Source organism: Brevibacterium permense (assembly GCF_025506275.1).
Lineage (GTDB): Bacteria > Actinomycetota > Actinomycetes > Actinomycetales > Brevibacteriaceae > Brevibacterium > Brevibacterium permense_A.
The window spans coordinates 149,580-170,785 of the sequence record NZ_QYCP01000094.1; the positions used below are offsets into that span (position 1 = coordinate 149,580).

General features: G+C 64.1%; 18 protein-coding genes. 6 read left to right on the forward strand and 12 right to left on the reverse strand.

All coding sequences use genetic code 11. The features are described from left to right. Positions 1-14: 14 nt before the first annotated feature. From D3I60_RS15865 to D3I60_RS15890, 6 genes are all read right to left on the reverse strand, one after another. A complete protein-coding gene (locus tag D3I60_RS15865) occupies positions 15-755 on the reverse strand; it encodes a DUF1345 domain-containing protein (protein ID WP_262777450.1) in 741 nt (246 codons plus the stop codon). Positions 756-899: 144 nt separating this feature from the next. Next, positions 900-2,207, reverse strand: coding sequence for an amidase (locus D3I60_RS15870; RefSeq protein ID WP_262777452.1), 1,308 nt, complete (start codon positions 2,205-2,207; stop codon positions 900-902). After that, positions 2,200-3,828: an amidase gene (locus D3I60_RS15875; protein ID WP_262777454.1), complete on the reverse strand. Its 1,629-nt coding sequence runs from the start codon at positions 3,826-3,828 to the stop codon at positions 2,200-2,202. The genes D3I60_RS15870 and D3I60_RS15875 overlap by 8 nt, the downstream gene beginning before the upstream one ends. Then, positions 3,825-5,132, reverse strand: a complete 1,308-nt coding sequence (locus D3I60_RS15880) for a M20 family metallo-hydrolase (RefSeq protein ID WP_262777456.1) — start codon at positions 5,130-5,132, stop codon at positions 3,825-3,827. Before D3I60_RS15880 ends, D3I60_RS15875 begins: the two co-directional genes overlap by 4 nt. Before the next feature lie 60 nt (positions 5,133-5,192). Continuing rightward, complete coding sequence (locus D3I60_RS15885) at positions 5,193-6,518, reverse strand: MFS transporter (protein ID WP_262777458.1); 1,326 nt, start codon at positions 6,516-6,518, stop codon at positions 5,193-5,195. Between the two features lie 332 nt (positions 6,519-6,850). Then, positions 6,851-7,771, reverse strand: coding sequence for a LysR family transcriptional regulator (locus D3I60_RS15890; RefSeq protein WP_262777460.1), 921 nt, complete (start codon positions 7,769-7,771; stop codon positions 6,851-6,853). Between the two features lie 416 nt (positions 7,772-8,187). Between D3I60_RS15890 and D3I60_RS15895 the strand changes: the two genes are divergently transcribed. From D3I60_RS15895 to D3I60_RS15905, 3 genes are all read left to right on the forward strand, one after another. Beyond that, the gene (locus D3I60_RS15895; protein ID WP_262777462.1) at positions 8,188-10,554 is read left to right on the forward strand and encodes a DUF222 domain-containing protein; all 2,367 of its coding nucleotides are present in this window, start codon (positions 8,188-8,190) and stop codon (positions 10,552-10,554) included. A 210-nt stretch (positions 10,555-10,764) separates the two neighbouring features. After that, positions 10,765-11,685: a prolipoprotein diacylglyceryl transferase gene (gene lgt, locus D3I60_RS15900; protein ID WP_262777464.1), complete on the forward strand. Its 921-nt coding sequence runs from the start codon at positions 10,765-10,767 to the stop codon at positions 11,683-11,685. Positions 11,686-11,805: 120 nt separating this feature from the next. Next, positions 11,806-12,348: an acyl-CoA thioesterase gene (locus D3I60_RS15905; protein ID WP_262777466.1), complete on the forward strand. Its 543-nt coding sequence runs from the start codon at positions 11,806-11,808 to the stop codon at positions 12,346-12,348. A gap of 352 nt (positions 12,349-12,700) precedes the next feature. Here D3I60_RS15905 and D3I60_RS15910 read toward each other — a convergent pair whose 3' ends face one another. From D3I60_RS15910 to D3I60_RS15920, 3 genes are all read right to left on the reverse strand, one after another. Continuing rightward, entirely contained in the window at positions 12,701-13,894 is a 1,194-nt protein-coding gene (locus tag D3I60_RS15910) for a pyridoxal phosphate-dependent aminotransferase (protein WP_262777468.1), read from the reverse strand. A gap of 153 nt (positions 13,895-14,047) precedes the next feature. Further along, positions 14,048-14,605: a hypothetical protein gene (locus D3I60_RS15915; protein WP_262777470.1), complete on the reverse strand. Its 558-nt coding sequence runs from the start codon at positions 14,603-14,605 to the stop codon at positions 14,048-14,050. Positions 14,606-14,725: 120 nt separating this feature from the next. Next, the gene (locus tag D3I60_RS15920) at positions 14,726-15,184 is read right to left on the reverse strand and encodes a hypothetical protein (RefSeq protein WP_262777471.1); all 459 of its coding nucleotides are present in this window, start codon (positions 15,182-15,184) and stop codon (positions 14,726-14,728) included. Between the two features lie 179 nt (positions 15,185-15,363). On the opposite strand from D3I60_RS15920, the gene D3I60_RS15925 reads away from it, so the two are divergent. Next, entirely contained in the window at positions 15,364-16,818 is a 1,455-nt protein-coding gene (locus D3I60_RS15925; protein ID WP_262777473.1) for an NAD(P)/FAD-dependent oxidoreductase, read from the forward strand. A 102-nt stretch (positions 16,819-16,920) separates the two neighbouring features. Further along, on the forward strand, positions 16,921-18,111 hold the full coding sequence (locus D3I60_RS15930) for a pyridoxal phosphate-dependent aminotransferase (protein ID WP_262777474.1): 1,191 nt from the start codon (positions 16,921-16,923) through the stop codon (positions 18,109-18,111). A gap of 153 nt (positions 18,112-18,264) precedes the next feature. Here D3I60_RS15930 and D3I60_RS15935 read toward each other — a convergent pair whose 3' ends face one another. From D3I60_RS15935 to D3I60_RS15945, 3 genes are all read right to left on the reverse strand, one after another. Continuing rightward, complete coding sequence (locus D3I60_RS15935) at positions 18,265-18,924, reverse strand: OmpA family protein (protein WP_262777476.1); 660 nt, start codon at positions 18,922-18,924, stop codon at positions 18,265-18,267. Then, positions 18,885-19,463, reverse strand: coding sequence for a hypothetical protein (locus D3I60_RS15940; RefSeq protein ID WP_262777478.1), 579 nt, complete (start codon positions 19,461-19,463; stop codon positions 18,885-18,887). Before D3I60_RS15940 ends, D3I60_RS15935 begins: the two co-directional genes overlap by 40 nt. A gap of 141 nt (positions 19,464-19,604) precedes the next feature. Next, positions 19,605-20,255: a homing endonuclease associated repeat-containing protein gene (locus tag D3I60_RS15945; protein WP_262777480.1), complete on the reverse strand. Its 651-nt coding sequence runs from the start codon at positions 20,253-20,255 to the stop codon at positions 19,605-19,607. Positions 20,256-20,436: 181 nt separating this feature from the next. Here D3I60_RS15945 and D3I60_RS15950 point away from each other — a divergent pair, with 181 nt between their 5' ends. Beyond that, complete coding sequence (locus D3I60_RS15950; RefSeq protein ID WP_262777481.1) at positions 20,437-21,159, forward strand: haloacid dehalogenase type II; 723 nt, start codon at positions 20,437-20,439, stop codon at positions 21,157-21,159. The last annotated feature ends 47 nt before the right edge of the window (positions 21,160-21,206 follow it).

Here is a 21,206-nt window from a genome sequence, read left to right on the forward strand (position 1 = left end):
TGTTCCAGTGACGGTCACATGAGGTAGGAGAGGATCATCGAGACGAGGGTCGCAACGACGACGGAGTTGAAGGCGAAGGCGACGATGACGTTCGTGCGCACCATTCGCCAGGCTGTCCGCGATACCGCTCGGCCGGGGAGCGCGGCCGTCATCGTCGACGACAGCACGGAGAAGGTGAGGTAGTCGCCGAACTCGCGCGGGCCTTCCATCTCGAACTCGAGTTGCCGCTCCCCCGGGCTGCCGCCGCCGCTGAGGTCGAGACGCATGAACTCGAGTGCGAACGAATACACGAGCACCGCCCACGAGGCGATGACATTCGCGATTCCGAGCGATGCAGAGACGACGATGCTGGCGTTCGAGCCAGAGGTGACGAGGAAGATGTTGACGATGAATGCGAGGTAGGCAGCCATGGTCGCCCAGGACACTGCTCCGCCCATCCCGAACCGCGACCACCACCGGCGGCGGTTCGCCACTGACCACCGGGAATGGACGATGAGCTCGATCTCGTCGAGGTCTCTCAGTCCTGCGTGGGTCCACAGCAGATAGGTCAGCGCGAAGAGCGGCCAGAAGACGAGGAAGAGGTTGAAAACCTCATGCGGCAGGGCCAGCGGTGCCGCCATGTTCGGGCCAGAACCCAGTGGGTCGAAGTCGAATCCGAACACGAGGATGCCGCTGACGATGAGCGCAGGAACTCCCGCGATATTTGCACGCATATCGTCGGAGAGGGTGAGCATCTGACTGTGCGTGGGTCTCATCGGCCCGACTCCGGTTCGTTCGACGCGGCGGCTGTCGGAATTCAGCCTAGTCGAGGGTGGGTTCGGTTGGCCCGATCCCCGATTCAGACCAAGCGGCCTGCGACAGACCAGCCAGGGTCCCCGGATGACTCCGGCCGGCCCGAGTCAGACCAGCCGCGAGGCGAAGGCGAGCAGTTCCCGATCACCGCCGGGGCGACCGACCAGCTGCACCGCCTGCGGTCCGGCTCCGGCGCCGGGCAGCGGGATCGTCAAGGCCGGCCAGCCGAGGACGTTGAACGGCATCGAATAGCGCATGAGCTTCGCCGCCGTGCCTGAGTCGATCTCATCCCACCGGACCACGGGCCCGTCGATAGCTGGAGTGAGCAGGTAATCGGTGCCGCCGAAGACCGCGAGCGACCGTTTTCGTAGTTCCGCGAGCGCGTCCAGCTGCTTCCGGTATTCCGCATGCTCGAGGCGTCGTCCCGCCTCGACCTTCGTGGCCACACCCGGCTGGTAGTCCGCGGCACGTTCGGCGAAGAGGTCTTTGTGGACCTCGAATGCCTCATAGAGGCGGATGTAGTCGTAGATCGGTGCGAGGTCGTCGAGGAGATCATCCAGGACCGGCCCATTCGCCGAGGTGATCGTGAGGTCGGGAACCGACATGAGCAGTTCGTTCGACCGGTCATCGTCTTCGGCGAAGAGACTGACATCGAGGGTCCGTTCTCCACTGCCCATTGAGCCGTCCACCGGTGTCGCGGCGGTTCCTGTCCTGCCAGCGGCCGGGCCGGTCCAGCCTCCGGCGGCAATGCCCGACGCTGCGCTGTCGCCTCGGTCATCACCCGCACCGGTTCCCGCGATCACGTCGAAAGCCCTGGTCAGTATGCCGAGGTCGGAGGCGAAGAGTCCGACGGTGTCGAAGCTCTGCGAGAGCGGGAAGACTCCGTCCACGGGCACTACCCCGAAGGTCGGCTTGAACCCGAGCACGCCTTGGCAGGCCGCCGGCACGCGCACAGATCCGGCTGTGTCAGTGCCCAACGACAACGGCACCACCCCGGCAGCGACGAGTGCGGCCGATCCGGAGCTCGACCCGGCGGTGCACAGCTCCGGATCGACGGGATTGACGACGCGGCCGAAGGCGGACTCGTCGCCGAGGATTCCGTACGAGTACTCCTGGCAGTTCGTCTTCGCGACCGGGATCGCGCCCGCCGTTTCGAGCCGGTCGACGACCGTCGCCGAGGTGGTCGCCGGGGCATCGCTGCGAACATTCGATCCCATCGTCGTCGGGTAGCCGACGAGGTCGATGACGTCCTTGATGGCGAAGGGAATCCCTTCCAGACGCCGAGGCGGCTGACCGGAATCCCGACGGTCGATCGATTCCGCAGTGAGGGCATTCGCGCGGTCGACGGTCATCGCTGTGACGGCGTTGAACTGCGTTCCTGCTCGCTCCACCTCGGCGAGGGCGTGCTCATCCATCCGATGAGCCTATCTGAACCGTCGGCGCCAGTCCTGCCCATGGGCGCAGCTGCTCGATCGCGGCGGCGACGTCGAAGGCGCGGGCGTCGTCATAGGTGTGGGCGATGACCTGGACGCCGGTGGGGATGCCGCAGTCAGCCATGCCCGAAGGCACATTGACGATCGGCGCGCGGTTGCAGATATTGAACGGCATCGTCATATGCGCCTGCCAGTAGTGGTCGAGCCGGATCCCCTCAACCGGGTGCTCCGCACTGTCCTCATGTCCGGCGTTTCCGGCACCGCTCGAATCGGCGCTTCCCGAATCTGAGTGCACTTCGCGACCGATGCCGTCGGCGCCGATCGTGATCCCGTCGAGGTAGCTGGCTCCGGCCTCCAGTCCCGCCACCGCCGAGGTGGGTGCCAAGAGCACATCGAACCCGTCCATTGCTGACGCCAGCTCCGCCTGGATCTGAGCTTCCATGGCGAGTCCGTCGTAGAAGGAGCGTCGGCCGGCGACCGCCTCGGCGTCGGCCATGAACCGCAGCGTGTATTCGGCCAGGGTGTCCTCGTGTCCACGGGTGGCGGCGCGCATGGCGGGGGCGAGGAGATTCCCGAAGTGGGTGAACGCGGTTTCGAAGATCCGCTCGGCCGTCCACGGCAGTTCGATCTCCTCGACGTGTGCCCCGGCCGATTCCAGCGCCGAGGCGACCGCGCGGGTATTCGCTTCGATGTCCTTCCCGACGGGGAAGTCCCCCAATCGCACGCACAGCGCGACCCTGCGTCCGCGGAGCCGGTCGGCTGCCTCGGCGGGGTCGAAGTCATCGAGGAACCCGGGCGAGGCGATGGTCGCATGATCGCTCGGATCGACCCCGACCATGACCTTGGCGAGCAGGGCGGCGTCGGCGACGGTGCGCGCCATCGGCCCGTCCCCGCGGTACCAGTCCGCGGCCAGAGGTTGGGCGCCGGGGATCCGACCGTATGGGGCCTTGTAGCCGACGGTGCCGGTGAAGGCGGCGGGCAGCCTCGTGGATCCGGCGATGTCCGAGGCCGTGGCCAGGGGCGCGAACCCGGCGGCCAGCGCAGCACCGGACCCGCCGGAGGACCCGCCGGGCGAGAGGTCGGGATTCCACGGATTGCGGGTCACGCCCCACATCGGCGAGTGCGTGATCGTCGCGCAGCTGAACTCCGGAGAGGTCGCCCGGGCGTGGACGAATCCGCCGGCGGCGCGGATGCGGGCGATGATCGCGGCATCATGGTCGGCGACGGTGTCCCGTTCGTGCAGCAGTCCTTGAGTGAGGCCGCGGCCGGCGAGCGCGTGCTTCTCCTTGGCGATCACGGGAAGTCCGAGCAGCGGACGGGTGGCGGCCGCCCCGGCGAGGTCATCGCTGGTGGCGTTCGCGTAGAAGTCCTCGGCCTCCCGCGCCGAGGTGACCGCCTCCTCGACGACTTCGGTGACCGCATTGATGCGCTCGTCTTCGGCGGTGATGCGGCCGATGAAGGAGGTCAGGTAGTCGATTGGGGACAGATCCTTGGACCGGAAGGCGGCGAGCGCCTCGGTGGCGGACAGGGTCCAGGGTTCGGTCGTCGAGCTGGTCGGGACTGCGGCCGTGGCGGCGCTGGGGCGCGGGTCGGCGTTGCTCATGCGCGCGCCTCGGCGACGGACGAACCGACCCAGACGGCACCGTCACGGACATCGGCGAGCTCACCGCGGACGAGTTCACCGGCCACCGAAGTGAGTACGCGGACACCGCGAAGCATGTCCTCATCGGTGGTGAACTCGCGTTCGCAGTGGGAGACGCCGTCGACGCTGGGAACGAACATCATCACGGCGGGCACACGGTGATTCATCGCCACGGAATCGTGACCGGCCATCGTCTCCAACCGGCGGATGCTCAGGCCTTCGTTGGCCACGGCCTTCTCGGCGAGTTCGACGCCTTCGGTCGGGAAGTGGCGCTTGTCGCGGATGTCGAAGTCGCGGGCGTTGATGGTGATGTCGTGGGCACGGGCGATCTCAGCGATCTGGGTCTTCAGTGAGTTGCGGGCAGCTTGGACGATGGCCGGATCGGAGGAGCGGAGGTCGGCGACCATGTGGACGCGGCGGGGCACGACGATCGGCGAGTTCGGTTCGACGACGTGCTGGCCGACCGAGGAGACGAGGGCTTCTTCCTCGAACTCGTCGACCACCTCGGCGACGGCGAGGACGACCTTGGCCGCGGCGACGAGAGCGTCGTGGCGGTCGGCCATCGCCGTGGCCCCGGTGTGGGATTGTTCGCCGAGGACATCGACGTCGAGCTTCTGCGTGTACCAGCTGGACTCGACGACGCCGATGTCCGTGGCTTCGCGTTCGAGGATTCGGCCCTGTTCGATGTGGATCTCGGCATAGGAGATCGCCTCGGGCGGGGTGTCGGTGCCGGCATAGCCGATGGCGTCCAGCGCCTCGGCGACGGTGGTGCCTTCGAGGTCGGTGACGGCGAGCATCTCATCGAGGTCGAAGAGCCCGGCGTAGACGGAGCTGCCCATGATCGACGGGGCGAAACGGCCGCCTTCCTCGTTGAACCAGTTGACGACTGCGAGGTTGAAGGCGGGCTGCAGGCCCGATTCGGCGAGCTCCTCTTTGACGCGCAGGGCCGCGAAGAGGGCGGCGATGACTCCGTAGGCGCCGTCGAAGCGGCCGCCGAGCGGCTGCGAGTCGAGGTGGGAGCCGATGAGGACGTACGGGGCATCGGGAACGAACTCGAGGCACGCGAACATGTTGCCGATCGCGTCGACGCGCACGTCGAAGCCTTTGTCCGTCGCCCAGCCGCGCATCCAGTCACGCGTCTGCTTGTCCTCCGCCGTCAGCGCCTGTCGGTCGACGCCGTTGTTGTCGGTGGCACCGATGGTGGCGACGAAGTGGAAGTCTGCGAGGAAGGCCGCGTCGGAGGATGGGGGTGCCTGAAGGTTCATTGCTGATCGCTGCTTTCTTATGGGTGGTGTGGGTGTGGGTCTGTGGTGGAGTTGGCGCGCCTACCCCAGCCGTCCGCGGGTCTCGGGGAGGCGCGTGACGAAGATGAGGACGAGGCACACGGCGGCCGCAGCGGCCATGTAATAGCCGGGCGCGGTATTGACGCCGGTGATGTCGACGAGCCAGGTGCCCACGAACGGAGCGGTTCCGCCGAGCGCCGCGTAGGAGATGTTGTAGCTGATGGCCGCCGAGGTGAACCGCGTCTTCGTCGAGAAGCGCTCGCAGAAGAAGGTGTAGCAGCCGCCGCCGTAGCAGCAGAGCGCGAGGACGAAGATCGTCTGCCCGAGGAATGCCAGCCCCATGTGTCCGCTGGTGACCAGCCCGAATGCCGGCACCGAGGTGACCGCGAGCAGGATCGCACCCGCGATGAGCATGGGCCGACGTCCGAATCGATCACCGAGGTGGCCGGCGATGGGCAGGAAGATCGTGTAGCTGGCCATCGCGATCGCGTTTGTCAGCAGCGACTGTTCGCGGCTGAGGTCGCCGGTGGTCTGGATGTAGGTGACGAAGTACGCCGAGAGCATGTAGAAGCCGAGCGCGGTGACGCCGAGGACGAAGAAGACCTGGAGCATCCCGACCCAGTTCTCGCGGAAGCTTTCGCGGATCGGGCTGAACTCTTTGGGCCGTTCGGCAGCTGTCTTCTTGAACAGCTCGGATTCGTCGGTCTTCGACCGGATCCACAGTCCGACGGCCGACAACGGCAGCGCCAGGAGGAACGGAACGCGCCAGCCCCATGAGTCGAATGAGGCGTCGCTCATCACCGTTGACAGCAGGAGGATGAGGCCGCCGGCGAATACCGAGGGCAGAGCGGTCGCGGCCAGGGTGATGTTGATCCACAGTCCGCGCTTGGCAATCGGAGCGTGCTCGTAGACGAAGGACGGTCCGCCGACGGATTCGCCGCCGGCAGAGAAGCCCTGGCCGAGTCGGGCGAGGATGAGCAGGATCGGCGCGAACCAGCCGATCGTGTCGAACCCGGGGAGGATGCCGATGAGGGCTGTGCAGGCTCCGACGAGGAAGATCGTGATCGTCAGGGTCTGCCGCCTGCCGACCTTGTCGCCGAGAGCTCCGAAGAACAGTCCACCGAGGGGGCGCATGACGAAGGCGACTCCGAAGGTCGCGAAGATGACCAGCAGACCGGTGATCCGGTCGCCGTCGGGGAAGAAGTACTCGGACAGGATCACTGCCGACAGACCGTACAACGTGAAGTCATAGAACTCGACGAACTGGCCGATGCTGCCGCCGAGCAGCACCTTCCGCTGCATCTTCGTCGACGGACCGTGACCGTCGACAGCCCGCGTGTGCTCCTGGCCGGTGATGGGAGTGGACATCAAAGCTCCTTTGCTCTGTCCCATGAAGGGTCTGTCACCCTGATGGGGCGGAAGCATCACCGTCTGCCCGTGTGATGCCTGCCATTCATTGTCATCAGCGATTCGGAATCGGTCCAACAGATACTTTTGAACATTGTCATCAATTGAATCAATGAGAACTGGCCGGGTCGGCGGCCTTTGCTCGTCCACTGCGCCGCGATGTCGCGATGTCGCGATGTCGCGGTGTCGCGGTGTCGCGATGTCGCGGTGTCGCGGTGTCGCGGTGTCGCGATCACCGCCGATCCTCCGCGCCGGCCGCGGGCCTTCGGTGCATACATGCCAGATCCGGACCGTCACTGTTGCACGGCAGCACCCAGAACCTCTCTGCTGACTTCGCAGAATGCCTTCCCGCGTCGGCTCAAGCGCACGCCGCTGGGCCAGATCACTGCCAGGTCGATGCTCGGGAAATCGTCGAGCAGGGGAACGTCGACGGTCTGCAGGCCGATATAGGTACCCGCCGACACGCTTTGGCTCAGCAGCGAATACCCGTGCCCCATCGCCACGAACGAACGCAGCGTCTCGTAGCCGGAGAACGAGTGACGGGTCTTCGGCACAATGCCTGCGATGCGGAACAGTTCGTCGTAGTACTGCCTGGTGAACGGCAGATCGAGCTGAATGTAATCTTCCGCAGCGAGCTCACTCAGACGCACCGGCTTCGGATCCCCGCCCCCGGCAAGGCGATGATTGCGTGACACCAGAACGTGAGGCTCGACGACATCGAGAAGGAATGTGTCGAATCGGCCCGTCGGACCGAGCATGTACGTCAGCGCCAGATCACAGTCGCCTGCTGTGACGGCCCTCTGCAGCTCCTCCAGGTCGGCCTCGAGGTAAGTCACCTGCACATCCGGGTAGCGTTTCGCGAACTCGTCGTGGATCAGCGGCAGTCGGGTCGGCGCGATCGGCGAGAACACGCCGACAGTCAGACTCCCACTCAAAGACCGGGACAGCCCCAGCGCTGTTTCTCCGAGCGCATCAGAGGCTTCGAGAAAGCTGGTCACTTCGGCCAGGAATCGCTTTCCTGCCGGAGAGAGCACGACCGATCGGTTCTTCTGCCTGATGAAAAGGTCGAGGCCGATGGTCCGCTCGAGCTGCGCCATCGCCGTCGAGATCGCCGACTGAGTGACGTTGAGCTGCTTCGCCGCCTCGGTCATGTTCTCCCGCCTGGCGACCTCCTGGAAATAGCGCAGCTGCACCAGGGTGAAATCAAGGGCCATAGCTCCCCATCATCCCACCCGCAGTGACCTCGCGTGCAGATCCAATCTCGCCGAGGCGGTTCTATCCGAGCACTACCGTCCGACACATTCCGGACGGCCAGGCTCCGCCCCTTCCTGGACGACCAGGCTCCGACGCTTCCTGGACGGCAGGCATCGCACAGATCACCCACCTCTATCGCGTCGGATCCAGTTCCGAGAATCCTCCCGACACTTCAATCGTCATCGGTCCCGAGTCAGTGCCGACGAGTAAAGTGCCCTCAAACTGACTGACATCCCGATAAACCATCCAAAAGCGACCTCCACATTTAGCATGTCATTTCCAGTCGAATCTTTTTCGAAGATTATATTGCTTTCAATTCACCTACTGTCTACAATTGGGCTAAGAGGCCTTCAATGACGAACGGAACTCAACAGCGATGACCTTCACCCCCGACCGCAAGCGACGCAAGTCAGGAAAGCGCGACCGCTGCGCTGCCGCTGACTCGCGCGGTGGGGCGAGCAGAAGACCGCCGACGAACACCGCACCGGCAGACCTCACGGGCCTGACTCCTCGAGATGCTGGCGCGCTGAAGGACACCGAGCCTGCACAATCCGAGGAAGCATCGAGCCCCACATCGCTGGCCGAACAGCTCAAGGCAGCCGGGCTCGACCTCAGCGGCCACCACTTCGCCGAGGTGTTCGAGGCCCTTGACCCAGTTTCGTCCGACGATGACGAACCGAACGACGATACGTCGATCGCTGACGTCGAAGAACCAAGCAATGCAGTTGGAATTGCCGGTTCCGACCAACCACGCGAAACCGTCGAATCAGCGGACACAACAGAGCTCACTACGACCGCTCCGGCCGAATCGACTGCGCAACCCGGAACGGATGAGCAGGACAAGACGACCACACATCCTGCACCGGTCCAACCGGCAGAACCGGCCGCAGCAAGCAACAACACCGCAGATCGCCACGCGACACAGCCAGAAGGCGGAGACGTTACTCAACGCCCGACTTCGATGCACCCGATCCTCACCGACGCCGCCTGGAACGACCTTGCTGCGAGCGCTCCCGAAATCACCGACTCGATCGCCTCGCTCACCGGACTGGTCGGAGGTCTTCGTGCATTCGACCGGCCGATGGGGCCGAACGAGGCACTGCAGGTCATCGATGGGGCAGAGGCTCTGCGTCGACTCAGTGAATCTCTGTCCACCCTGGCGCTGGCCGTCTACGAACGCGTCGGCACGCCCAAAGACAGTGGCGCCAAGTCGACCAAGGCGCTCATTCAGGAACGCCTCAACCTCTCGGGGAGAGAAGCGAACCGCAGAGCAAAGCTCGCAGAGAATCTCGGCGGACGAGTCGCACTCGACGGCCAACCGCTTGAGCCCGAACACCCGCTTGTCGCCGAGCAGCTCCACCTCGGCACCCTGCCCGCAGAACATCTCACTGCCATCGAAGACTGCCTCAAGGCACTGCCCGCATGGGTGGACCACGAGACGAAGTCCCGTGTGGAGACCGACCTCGTGAAGTACGCGAAATCGGTGACTGTCAGCGAGCTCCGCGATGTCTTCCGTCAGATGCTCACCCTCATCGACCCCGACGGAGCCGAGCCGCTCGACCCCAGCGATCGTTCCGCCTACTTCATCACTGCCCGGCCCAAGCGCAATGGAGACTGGAGGCTGGAGGGCGTCCTCGATCCCGTGGCGGGATCCGAACTGCACGGACTGCTGACCTCGCGGATCCAATCCGCGAAAGACAACACATCGACAATCGCAGAACCCACCGACTCCGATGCGGACGAAGCCGAGCGCGAAGACGCTTCCCCACTCGCTCCGAACGCCGGGCCAGACCAGACTCCCGGTAGTGGCGGCCTCGACCGTGGCGGCCTCGGCCAGACCCTCGACGAGCAACGGCTCGAACCTCTCGATGCCGTCCTTACCGGAGATCGTTTCGATGCACCTCCATGGGCCGTCATCGAGGCCACCGGAGGCACCGCAACCGCCGATGATGCCAATAGCGCCCGGGACTCCCACACCGTCAACGGTCCCGAGTCCACCAGTGGCATCGAGTCCACCAGTGGCATCGAGTCCGCCAGTGGCACAGAGGCTCCAGATGATCCCGAGCCCGAATCCGCGGATCCCGCTGCCAACCGTCCCGTTCCTGCCGGTCACGGGGTCCGCGCCGATGGTGCGGCAGTCGATCTCATGAGCGAGCAGCCCAGTGCGAAGGCTTGGATCTACGAACGTTTTGCCACCCTCATTTCACGCATCAGCATGAAGGAAGCAGCCAAAGGCTCGCCCTACGCCCTGGTCGTCACAGCCAAAGCGTCCGACATTGCCAACGGCATCGGCGAAGCTACCACAGGCTCCGGCGACCGCTTCCCGATGGGCGACGTCGCTCGACGCGGCCTCGATGGCACCGTTTTCTTCCACCTGATGGACGAAAAGGCTCGCACGGTGGAAGTCAGCACTGAACAGCGCTTCGCCAACAAGAAGCAGACCGCAATCGTCACCGCCAGGGATCGCGGATGCGTGTTCCCCGGTTGCGATGCACCGGCGGGGTGGTGCGACGTGAACCATATTGTGCCGCACGCCCTGGGCGGCAAGACCGACATCAACAACATGTGCCTGCTGTGCTCCTTCCACCACCACCTCATGGACCGCTCCGACTGGGAAGTCTTCATGCTCGGCGACGGGCGGCCGGCATGGCGACCGCCCGAAAGCATCGACCCCGCTCGCACCCCGATCTTGCATTCGAGGTACATCACTGACGACATCATCGACGGCCTCTTCGGCACATAGCTGCGAATGGCAGTTCAATGGCACCGCTGTGCCTCCATTCTGATGTGAGCGCGAATGGCCTTGTCGCGGCCACCTTCACCCCACAGGGCTCGTGTTTACGCGCTAGTCAGAGCGCAGGCGGCACAGCGATCGGCCCGAAAACGGTCCTCGCCGGTCAGAGACCAGCCGCTGCATAAGAGATTCTCAGACGGGTGCAAATAGACTGGCCCCATGCACCTCGGCCTAGTGACTTCCAGCGCGACCGCGATTCCGCACGACATCTCGGCGGCAATCCCCAGCCCGTCCATCTCGAGCTTCCAACTCGGACCGCTGACGATCCACTTCTATGCGCTGTGCATCCTCGTGGGCATCATCATTGCGATCGTGCTGACGAACCATCGCCTGACCAAGCGCGGCGTCGAGGACTGGCAGGTGCTCGACATCGCAACCCTGGCCGTGCCGATGGCCATCGTCTTCGCGCGGATCTACCACGTCATCACGCATTACACCGACTACTTCGGCCCCGGCCGCAACCCCTGGAATCCGTTCGAACCCGGTTCGGTCTGGGCGATCTGGGAGGGCGGAATCGCGATCTTCGGTTCGCTCATCGGCGGAACCTTGGGCGCATGGATCATGTGCCGCAGACTAGGCCTCAAACTCACCACCCTGCTCGACGCCCTGGCTCCGGGACTCATTCTCGCCCAGGCCTGCGGGCGCTTCGGCAATTGGTTCAACCAAGAGCTGTTCGGCCAGCCCACCACCCTGCCATGGGGCCTCGATATCGATCCGGGCAACCCGGCCATCCCGCTGGGCACTCCGCCCGGCACGTTGTTCCACCCGACGTTCCTCTATGAGGTCATCTGGAACAGCCTCGGCGCGCTCGTCCTGCTCTACTTGGGCCGGCACATCTTCTTCCAGTGGGGACGCCTCTTCGCCGTCTATCTCATGTGGTACGGCGCCGGACGCATCGTCTGGGAATCGATCCGCCTCGACCCGAGCTTCGTCATCCTCGGCCTGCGGACAAATGTGTGGGGCGCGATCGGCGCGGTCGCCCTCGGTGTGGCTATCATGCTCATCCAGTGGAAGCGCCACCCCGAACCCGAAGAATCACCGTTCCTCCCCGGCCGCGAACCCGAACCTGCGAAGGACTGACAGAGACCCTCGCCGAGGTGGCACCCGTCGCTCGCGCAAGAATTCGCCTCCGCGACCGTGAAGGCGCTCCTCGTTCAGATGCGCTTCCACGCGAAACTACTGTGAAGTAACATCGGTTTCATGCACTTCTTCCGCATGATCCTGCACCTGCTCAGGTCCCGGCGACGTTCCGCGCGCGATATCTGGGACACCTATTCCCTCCCCATGCGCGTTCACCTGGGTGAGATCGACATCTTCATGCATCTCAACAACGGCAAGTACTTCTCGATCATGGACTTGGGGCGACTCGACATGATGGTGCGCAGCGGAGCATGGCAGGCGATGCGCGACCGCGGCTGGACAGGCGTCGTCAGCGCCGAAACCATCAGCTTCCGCAAGTCGCTGAAACTCTGGCAGCGCTACAGCCTCGAGACCAAGGTCTGCGGCATCGATGAGCGCACAGTGTTCTTCGAACAGCGCATGGTCGTCGACGGAGAGATCTTTGCCCGGGCCTTCGTGGCCACCCGACTCATTTCCGAAAGCGGCCCGCTCACCAGGGACGACCTCGTCGACGCATTCGGGGCGCCGGAGAACGAACCCGAACTTCCTGACTGGATCCACAATTGGCGCCGTGACAACGCGCTGCCGAGCACTCGCCGACCAGCGTGGCACAGCTGGACGTAGTTGAGCCATAGTCAGAAACGGCTGGCCGAAACTGCGCCGCAGCCAGTCACTGTTGAACTCAGTTGACGACGATTGGACCCAGTCACTACTGACCCCAGCCAGTAACGACGGGACACAGCCAGTAATGACGGGGCACAGTCAGGAACGGCCCGCCGCAGTCGGCCAAGGTCGGACCTGCCAGCACACACCGAGATCCGAACTCCGTTCAGCACACACCGAGATCCGAACTCCGTTCAGCACACACAGAGATCCGAACTCCGTTCAGCACATGCAGAGATTCGGAGTCCGTTCAGCACACGCAGACGCCCGGAGTCCGTTGAATCGACCTGCCCGACCTGCCCGACCAGTCGGCTCAGGCCTCGATCCACTCCTTGAGTCGCCCCAGACCCTTCGTGATCGCGGCTTCCTCGATACCCGAATAGGCCAGCCGGATATAGGATCGATCCTCACCGGGCTGCGGTGAGCCGAAGTGCTCGCGAGTGCAGAAGGAGACACCCGTGTTGTGCAGAGCTTCGGTGGAGAAGTCGGTCAGAGTCGCGATCCCCTTCGACTCCATCGCCTCGGTGACATCGGGAAAGACGTAGAACGTCGAGCCCGGGGTCGCCACGGACATGCCGGGAATCTCATTGATGAGCCGGCAGGTCGCATCGCGTCGCTTGCGCAGCACCTCGAGCATCTGCCCGACCGGACCCTGCGGTCCGCGCAGTGCGGCGATCCCTGCCCACTGCACATACTGGTTCGTGCAGGATTCGTCATTGGTGTTCATCAGCGAGATCGCCTCGGCGACTTCCTTCGGCGCCACCGCACAGCCGAGCCGCGAACCAGTCATCGCATACTTCTTCGAAAACGTGTAGAGGATGACGGTGCGCTCCCTCATCCCCGGCAGCGCGGCGATCGACTGCGACTTTCCCTTGTAGCGCATCTCGAAGTACGCCTCGTCGGAGAGCACCCACAGGTCGAACTCCTGCGCGATTGCAGCAATGGCCTCCCGTTCGCCCGGAGTGGACTCCGCCGAGATCGGATTCTGCAGATCGTTGTAGATGATGGCCGTGGTGTTCTCATCGATCGAAGTCCGCAGATGGTCGAGGTCGATCGCGAAGCCATCGGAGGTCGGGACGTACCGGTAGGGCAGTGCCGTACCGCCGAGATATTCGATCTGGGATTCATAGATCGGGAATCCCGGATTCGGGTAGAGCACTCCCTCGCCGGGATTCATCACTGCTTGGAGGAATTTCGTGATCACGGGTTTTCCTCCGGTGGTCACGACCACCTCGGCGGGGTCGATCGTCATTCCCCGCCGCGAGCCGATGTCATCGGCGAGCGCCTCCCGAAGTTCAGGGATTCCCGGTCCGGGGCAGTAGCCGGTCTTTCCGTCGGCGATGGCCTGCTCGATCGCATCGACGATATGCCCGGCCAAGGGAAAGTTCAGATCACCGAGGTGGAACGGGAACACCTCGTTGCCCTTCGCTTTCCAGTCGGCGGCGGCCTGGGCCACGCGGAAAGCGGTCTCGGTGCCGAGGTTGTCCAAACGGCGAGCAGTCTTCATCGTCGACTCCTTCTTCGGGGTACATCTCTTCGAGGGCAATACTGAGGTGTCCGTGGGTGCTGCGCAACGTAGGACGAAACCGTCCCGGCACGGTGCGCACCGGTTCACTCACGATAGAGCACCTGGCCAGGGATTGTCAGCGGTGTCCGAGATTCATCCGACGGCGAGCGCGCTGCGTCCGGCGAGCAGACACCACAGGCCGATGGCGAGGAAGACCGGAGCGCCGAGGGTGCCGCACCAGAAACTCGGCGCCGCGGTCTTGCGCGGCAAGATGAACGCGACCACCGCGATGATGGTCAGCAGCAGCCCCGCCACGTGAAGGACGGGCTGGCCGAAGACGACAGCGAGCGCGAAGAAGTGGATACCGACGATCGCGAGGATGAGCGGAGCGATGATCTCGGCCCGGCCGGTGCGGATGAGGAAGAAGCTCGCCACCGCGCCGATGATGACCTCGGCCCAGAACACGATGAGGTATAACGCGAATGCGGAATTCCCGGTGATGAAAGCGCTGGGTTCCGACCAGTTGCCGATGGCGATGAGAATGCTCGGCACTGCGAGTGCGAGGCCCGCGACTCCGAGCCCGGCGAGCACGAGCCGCCAGACCAGTGCTCTGGGCGGCGCTTCCTGCGCCCAGCCTGACCAGATGAACGCGGCGAGTCCGAAGATCGCGCCGATCATGACGAGGTCGCGCGGGTGGGCCAAGTCGATCATCGTTGATCCCTTTCGTCCAAACGGGCTGACTTCGACACTACTCAACGAGGAGAACCTGCGCCCATGACGTTTTCCCGACTCCCTCGGCCCCTGCGCACCCTGCTCGCCAGAGCGTGAAGTTCACCCTTCGCTGGGCGAAATGAACAGCTTCCGCAGCGGCGTTCCGTCGATGTACCAGCGCGTCTTCATCCCGTCATCGAGGCAGACCAGCAACCCCGGCACCAGTTCGATGGGGTCACGGCGGGGTTCGTCGAATTCGATGCGTCCGGTCCCGGAGATGACGAGAAAGACCTCGTCGCCTTCGATATCGCGCATCGCTCCTCCGCTCATCTCCCACAGCCCGAATTCGGCTCCGCCGATCGTGCCTAGTTCGGCGACCCCTGTCGTCACAGGTTCGACCGGCGGCTCAGCCGAGACTGCGTCTTCTGATACCTCTGCCGAGGCGGCCGTCCCTTCCGACTCGACCGAGCTGCTCCAGTTGGTGCCCCTCACCGAGGCAGTCGAGACGTTTTGCCAATCCTCGACCGGTTCGTGGCTGAGAGGGAAATCGTGGGTGTTGATCGGCTCCGTTGCGCTCATGCGAACAGTGTAGTCAGACGGCTCGCCCAAGTCCCGCGATAACGAAGAGATCAGTAGGTTGCCGAGCTTGTTTCAGCACTCAATACAGAGCGGCGCAACTATTTACTTCACCTTGCGAGTGAGATAGAACTGTTTCCGTAGGCGACCGCCTGGTTCGCCTCGAGTTCAGGAGATGATCCGTGTCCTACTTCAATGGTGAAGCCTCGCATTGGCTGGCGGCCTCCCCCGCCGACGACATCGACTCAGCCCCTCTGCCGCGCGAGAAGCAGGACCTCGTCATCGTCGGCGGCGGACTGACCGGTCTGTGGTCGGCCTACTACGCCAGGCAGGTTCACCCCGATTGGTCGATCACCATCATCGAAGCCCGACATATCGGCTACGGCGCTTCCGGTCGCAACGGCGGATGGCTGTCGACCCTGCTTCCGGGTAACCGCACCAAGTTCGCCGAGGCGGTCGACCGTTCCCGGAAAAACGATCCCACAGGGCCGGTCGGCTCGGCAGGGCTCGACGGCGTGGCCAGCGTGAGCGCATTCCAATCCGCACTCTTCGACTCCATCGACGAGGTCCTCGACGTCTGCAAAGCTGAAGGCATCGATGCCCACCAGGTGCGCGGGGGCCATATCGACATTGCTCAGTCGGAGGCCGGACTGTCCCGTCTGCGCGATCTTCAGGCCGGCAACGAGCAGTTCGGCTATGGGCCCGAGGATATGCAGTTCCTCGACGCCGAGGCGACACGTGCCCACATCAACGTCGACAAGGCGCTCGGCAGCCTCTACTGCCCCGGCACCGCCGCCATCGATCCCGCGCTGCTCACCCGGGGACTCGGCCACGTCCTCAGGAGACAGGGTGTGACAATCTGCGAAGCCACCTCGGCGAGGCATGTCCGCAGAGATTCGGTCGCCACGGACCGCGGGCCCGTACACGCGGACACGATATTCGTGTGCCTCGAGGGGTATTCGGACACGGTCGGCGGCGACCTGCCGGGATTGCAGGGACGCCAGGTCATCCCGGTGTTCTCGTCGATGATCGCGACCGAGCCGCTGTCCGACGAGGCGTGGGCATCGATCGGCTGGGCGAGGCGCGAATGCCTCGGCGACACGGCGCACACATTCATCTATGCCCAGCGCACCTCCGATGGTCGGATCGCGCTCGGCGGCCGCGGGGCACCGTATGCCTATCGGTCGGGTCTGCCTGGTGACGGCGAGGTTCCCGCCGAGGTGGTGGACCTATTGGCCAGGCGCCTGTCCTCGCTCTTCCCGGACCTCGAGTTCGAGGTGGCACATGCCTGGCGGGGTGCGCTCGGGGTGACTCGGGATTGGTGCGCCGGTGTCTTCTTCGACCCAGCACAGCGCATCGGGGTAGCCCGGGGCTACGCCGGACACGGGGTGACGGCGACTCATCTGGCTGCGAAGACCCTTCTCGATCGGGCCGCCGGGGCCTCGACCCCGCTGACCGGACTGCCATGGAACGACCACTTCTCCGGACAGTGGGAACCCGAGCCGATCCGGTGGCTGGGTATCCGATCGATGTACAAGATATTCGGTTTAGCTGACTCGTGGGAGGCAGCGACCGGGGCGAAGAAGACGAGCCTGCTTGCCCGGTTCGGGTCCCGGTTGGCGGGGCTGCACGAGTAGGCGGGGCGGTCTCACGCCGACGAAGCGCCACCATGTGCAGGCACGGTCTCGCGCTTCGACCCGTCCTTGTCGCTCCCGCAGGATCAGAGGCAGACTGAGGCCATGACGAGTTCGCACAGCCGCATCTCCCCCATGGCCGCTTCCTACCCGGCGTCGAGCATTCGCAAGATGTTCAACCTCGCCCTCGACTTTCCCGATGCCGTGAAGCTCACCGTCGGCGAGCCGGACTTCACCACTCCGGAGCACATCAAGGCCGCCGGCATCCGCGCGATCGAGAACGACAAGACCCGCTACGTCGCCAATGCGGGCATCCCCGAACTGCGCTCCGCCATCGCCGGAAAGTACTCAAAACGCTGGAATCGCAGCATCGCGCCCGAGAACGTCATGGTCTCCTTCGGCGCTATGGAAGCGCTCACCTTCGCCCTCGATGTCACAGTCTCCCCCGGTCAGGAGGTCATCATCCCCGATCCGAGCTTCCCCAACTACATGGGTCAGGTGCACCGCCTCGGCGGGGTTGCCGTGTCCGTCCCCGTCACCGAAGACAACGATTTCAAGCTCCGCGCCGAGGATGTCCGCTCAGCGATCACGAACAGGACCGCGGCCGTGATCGTCAACAGTCCGTCGAATCCGTTGGGTTCGGTGATGGATCGGGCCGACCTCGAGCAGATCGCTGCGCTGGCCGATGAGTACGGGTTCACCGTCATCTCCGATGAGGTCTATGACGAGATGGTCTTCGATGATGCCGTCTTCACCTCCATCGCCGAGGTGAATCCATCCACCGCCGAGGTGGGGGCTGAGTTCGATCGGTTCCTGGCCATCGGCAGCTTCTCGAAGACCTATGCCATGACCGGGTGGCGGTGCGGTTTCGTCATCGGTTCGGACGATCTCATCGCCCCGATGGCATTGCTGCAGGAGGGTCTGACGTCGAGCCTGCCTGGATTCGTTCAGGAGGCTGCGGTCGCAGCGATCGAGGGACCGCAGACGGCTGTCGAAGAGATGGTCGCCTCCTATGCCAGGCGACGCGAGCTTATGGTTGAGCGCATCAATGCCATCTCGGGCTTGAGTCTGCTCCGACCGGCGGCGACGTTCTATGCCTGGGTGAACGTTTCCGAGTGGGGTTTGGACTCGTGGGAGTTGGCGACTCAGCTCCTCGAGATGCACAACCTCGCAACGATTCCCGGTTCGGCTTTCGGCCCGGCCGGCGAAGGCTACCTGCGCCTGACCTTCGCGGTCTCGGACGACACCATCAACACGGCGTGCGACCGCCTGGAAGCGTTCGCCGCCGGACGGTGAGCTGACAGACCGAGAGTCGGCCGGCTGTAGGCTGGCCGGAGTTGAGCCGGCGAGCGCTCAAGTTACCGCCGACGGCACAATGCGTAACACGAGCGGTCGGCGGGGCGATGTGCTGTCGATGAAGAATGGCCCTCGCTCGACAGCGCCCGGCGCTCAGCTGTCGTCGTAACTGATTTCGACGCGGCGGTTCTTCGCCCGACCCTGCGGGTAGTCGTCGCCCTTCTTCGTCGTGTTCTTCGCGACAGGATCGGCTTCGCCGAAGCCTTTGACTCTCAGATCGAGGTCGTCACGTTCGTCCTTGATGACATCGGCGACGGCCTGCGCCCGCTTCTTCGACAGCTTCTTGTTCGCTTTGTCGTCACCGACCGAGTCCGTGTAGCCGGACACAGTGATTTCCGTACCGTCGGGGACTTTCTCCACAGTCTTCGCGATCGCTTCCTGAGCGTCAGCGGAGATCTTCGCGCTGTTGAAGTCAAAGAGGATGTCGCTGGCCAGAGTGATGACCGCGTCGTCGCCGTCCTTCTTGTTCGTCACCAGCGGTTCGACAGATTCGGAGGTGTTCCACTCGTGCACCCCGTTCGGCTTCCAGCGTTGAACCGAATCGTCCAGCTGCGTTTTGGTCGGCTGAGGCAGGTCCGCTGGCGAAGTCACCTGCGATTCGGCGGCAAGACCGGCAGAGGAGCTGGTCGTGATTCCAAGCCCTGAGCCCAGCAGAACACCGACTCCGACGACGCTGAGAGCAGGAACCCAGCGAAGACGCATCCCTGTGATCATCACGATTCCGTGACCGGAATGTCGGTGAACTTCGGCCACGACTCCTGCAGACGTATGTCGACGGAGTCGATGTCGTTCTCCGGAGCTTTGAACACCGCCCACGCTGTCATCGGCTGATTGTTCGTGGTCTCGGTGTATACCGAATCCGCGGTCCACTCCTCGTAGGTGTCCGAGATCGGCGAATAGACCTTGAGATTGTCCGCATCGATGAGCTGCGGGAAGAACCTGTTCTCACCCCACGTGTCATAGATGCTGATGACGTCATCATCCGCCACGGATTTGAAGTGCGGGGTGATGACTACGGTCAGGGTTTGTGTCTTCCCTTTGACCTCGAGAGAGTGGATCCCGACGGTCACCGTATCTTCTTTGGAACCGGGGACTTTGACGTCTTGTTTGACGATGACATCGTCAGGATCGACATCCTCGACTCCTGGCTTCGCCCCGTCTTTGCCACCGCCGTCTTGCGACGTTGAATCCTTATCCTTGGAGTCTGAGTCAGGTGATGACGAGCATCCCGTCATGGCCAGCGCACAGATGGCTGCACCGGCGAGGCCCCTGCTGAGTCTGCGGGAGATCACAGTGAGAATACTTTCCTGTCGTCGGTCATGGCACGAAACCACCGACGCCGACAGCTTCGTCATTCTCGATATTTCACATTAGCACCGGCGTGGTCGTTGACAAAGGATGTTGACACAAAGGATAAAGCCATCTCCATCCTCTCAACCGACGGCGGCGAGCGCCGCGTTCCAGCTTCCGTAGAACTTCCGGACAGCCGCGGCCGAGGGGACCTTGCCCTTATGCTCCGCGGCATATTCGGTGTAGGCCTTGTAGGTGGTGGCGGTCCCACGTGACTCGCAATCGGCGAGGAATTCAGCGATCGCCCTGTCGTAGGCGGCCGCGTCGAAGCGCAGCTGCCCCTTGGCCCGACCGATCTTATTCGTCGCCAGACCGGCGGCTTTGAGAGCTTCGTTCCAGGATCCGAACCGCTGCACTGCGGTCTGACTGGTCGGCGGCCAGATGGTTGCGCCCTTCGCCGAGGTGGCACCGAGGCTCTCGAGCACCGTGCTGCGGACCTTGTCGTACCTGCTGGCAGTGAGACTGGGGACCTCGGCCCGGCCACGGACGTACGCAACTGCCGCAGCCACCTCGGCGAGGGTGGACGTCACGGATATTCCTGAGCCCTCGAGTTGGACGGTCAGTGCGGATTCCACCTCGGCGAGGGTCTCCCGGTCGGTAGAGCTGAGCTTCGCCGGGTCGGCGCTCGCGGGGGTCCCCGGCGTGCCGGCGGAATCGAGGCTGCGGGCGGCGACGAACAGAAGCGCGCCGATCACAGCCAACGATGGGGTGTGGGATCTCCCGGTATCAGACATCCACTCCATTGTACGATCTCAGGTGCCGACGCGCGCGACCAAGTCGGTCATTCCGCCGATTCCGTGTGATTCCGTATCGATGGCGCCGTGCCGATGGGGCCCTTGTCGACTCCGAACACCGCCCAGTCTAGGCGGACGGACTGACATGGACGGCCTGATCTGCTCGGGCTACCGTGAAACCATGAGCACAGGATTCGATTCGGTCGAGGCCCTCGTCTTCGACATGTTCGGCACGGTCGTCGACTGGCGAACACGGGTGGCCGCCGAGGTGGCAGTGCACCTGCGCGACCATGTTCCCGATCTCGACGCGCATGATTTCGCGGATCGCTGGCGCGCGGAGTACCAGCCGTCGATGGAGCGGGTCCGCAGCGGTGAGCGGGAGTTCGTCCGCCTCGATGTGCTCCATCGGGAGAATCTCGAAACTGTGCTCAGAGGGTTCGGCGTCGATCCGGACTCGATTCCCCCGCAGGTTCTCGACGAGGTCAATCTCGCCTGGCATCGGCTCGATCCGTGGCCGGATACGATCGCGGGGCTGACTCGGCTGAAGGAGCGGTTCATCATCGCTCCGTTGTCGAATGCGAACGTCCGGCTCGCCCTCGACGTGGCCAAACGGGCCGGCCTTCCCTGGGACGCGATCCTCGGAGCCGAGGTGGCCGGAGCGTACAAACCGGATCCACAGTCGTACCTGCGGACCGCCGAGACCCTCGGCATCGAACCTCATCAGGTCGCCATGGTCGCCGCACACAACAGCGACCTGGCCGCGGCGCAGGCACTCGGGCTGCGGACGTGCTTCGTCTATCGCCCTTCCGAGCACGGACCTGCCCAGACGACGGACCTCGAGGCCGAAGGCGAGTGGGACGTCATCGCGGAGGACTTCGAGGACCTTGCCGACCAGATCGGCTGACGCATCGGTCAGGCGCGGCACCGAACGTCGATAGGCCGCCTCGGCGC

What these genes read in the sequence shown, in the direction of transcription:
- D3I60_RS15865 (WP_262777450.1), bottom strand. Translation starts at nt 755, where the DNA reads ATGAGACCCACGCACAGTCAGATGCTCACCCTCTCCGACGATATGCGT.
- D3I60_RS15870 (WP_262777452.1), bottom strand. Translation starts at nt 2,207, where the DNA reads ATGGATGAGCACGCCCTCGCCGAGGTGGAGCGAGCAGGAACGCAGTTC.
- D3I60_RS15875 (WP_262777454.1), bottom strand. Translation starts at nt 3,828, where the DNA reads ATGAGCAACGCCGACCCGCGCCCCAGCGCCGCCACGGCCGCAGTCCCG.
- D3I60_RS15880 (WP_262777456.1), bottom strand. Translation starts at nt 5,132, where the DNA reads ATGAACCTTCAGGCACCCCCATCCTCCGACGCGGCCTTCCTCGCAGAC.
- D3I60_RS15885 (WP_262777458.1), bottom strand. Translation starts at nt 6,518, where the DNA reads ATGTCCACTCCCATCACCGGCCAGGAGCACACGCGGGCTGTCGACGGT.
- D3I60_RS15890 (WP_262777460.1), bottom strand. Translation starts at nt 7,771, where the DNA reads ATGGCCCTTGATTTCACCCTGGTGCAGCTGCGCTATTTCCAGGAGGTC.
- D3I60_RS15895 (WP_262777462.1), top strand. Translation starts at nt 8,188, where the DNA reads ATGACCTTCACCCCCGACCGCAAGCGACGCAAGTCAGGAAAGCGCGAC.
- lgt (WP_262777464.1), top strand. Translation starts at nt 10,765, where the DNA reads ATGCACCTCGGCCTAGTGACTTCCAGCGCGACCGCGATTCCGCACGAC.
- D3I60_RS15905 (WP_262777466.1), top strand. Translation starts at nt 11,806, where the DNA reads ATGCACTTCTTCCGCATGATCCTGCACCTGCTCAGGTCCCGGCGACGT.
- D3I60_RS15910 (WP_262777468.1), bottom strand. Translation starts at nt 13,894, where the DNA reads ATGAAGACTGCTCGCCGTTTGGACAACCTCGGCACCGAGACCGCTTTC.
- D3I60_RS15915 (WP_262777470.1), bottom strand. Translation starts at nt 14,605, where the DNA reads ATGATCGACTTGGCCCACCCGCGCGACCTCGTCATGATCGGCGCGATC.
- D3I60_RS15920 (WP_262777471.1), bottom strand. Translation starts at nt 15,184, where the DNA reads ATGAGCGCAACGGAGCCGATCAACACCCACGATTTCCCTCTCAGCCAC.
- D3I60_RS15930 (WP_262777474.1), top strand. Translation starts at nt 16,921, where the DNA reads ATGACGAGTTCGCACAGCCGCATCTCCCCCATGGCCGCTTCCTACCCG.
- D3I60_RS15945 (WP_262777480.1), bottom strand. Translation starts at nt 20,255, where the DNA reads ATGTCTGATACCGGGAGATCCCACACCCCATCGTTGGCTGTGATCGGC.
- D3I60_RS15950 (WP_262777481.1), top strand. Translation starts at nt 20,437, where the DNA reads ATGAGCACAGGATTCGATTCGGTCGAGGCCCTCGTCTTCGACATGTTC.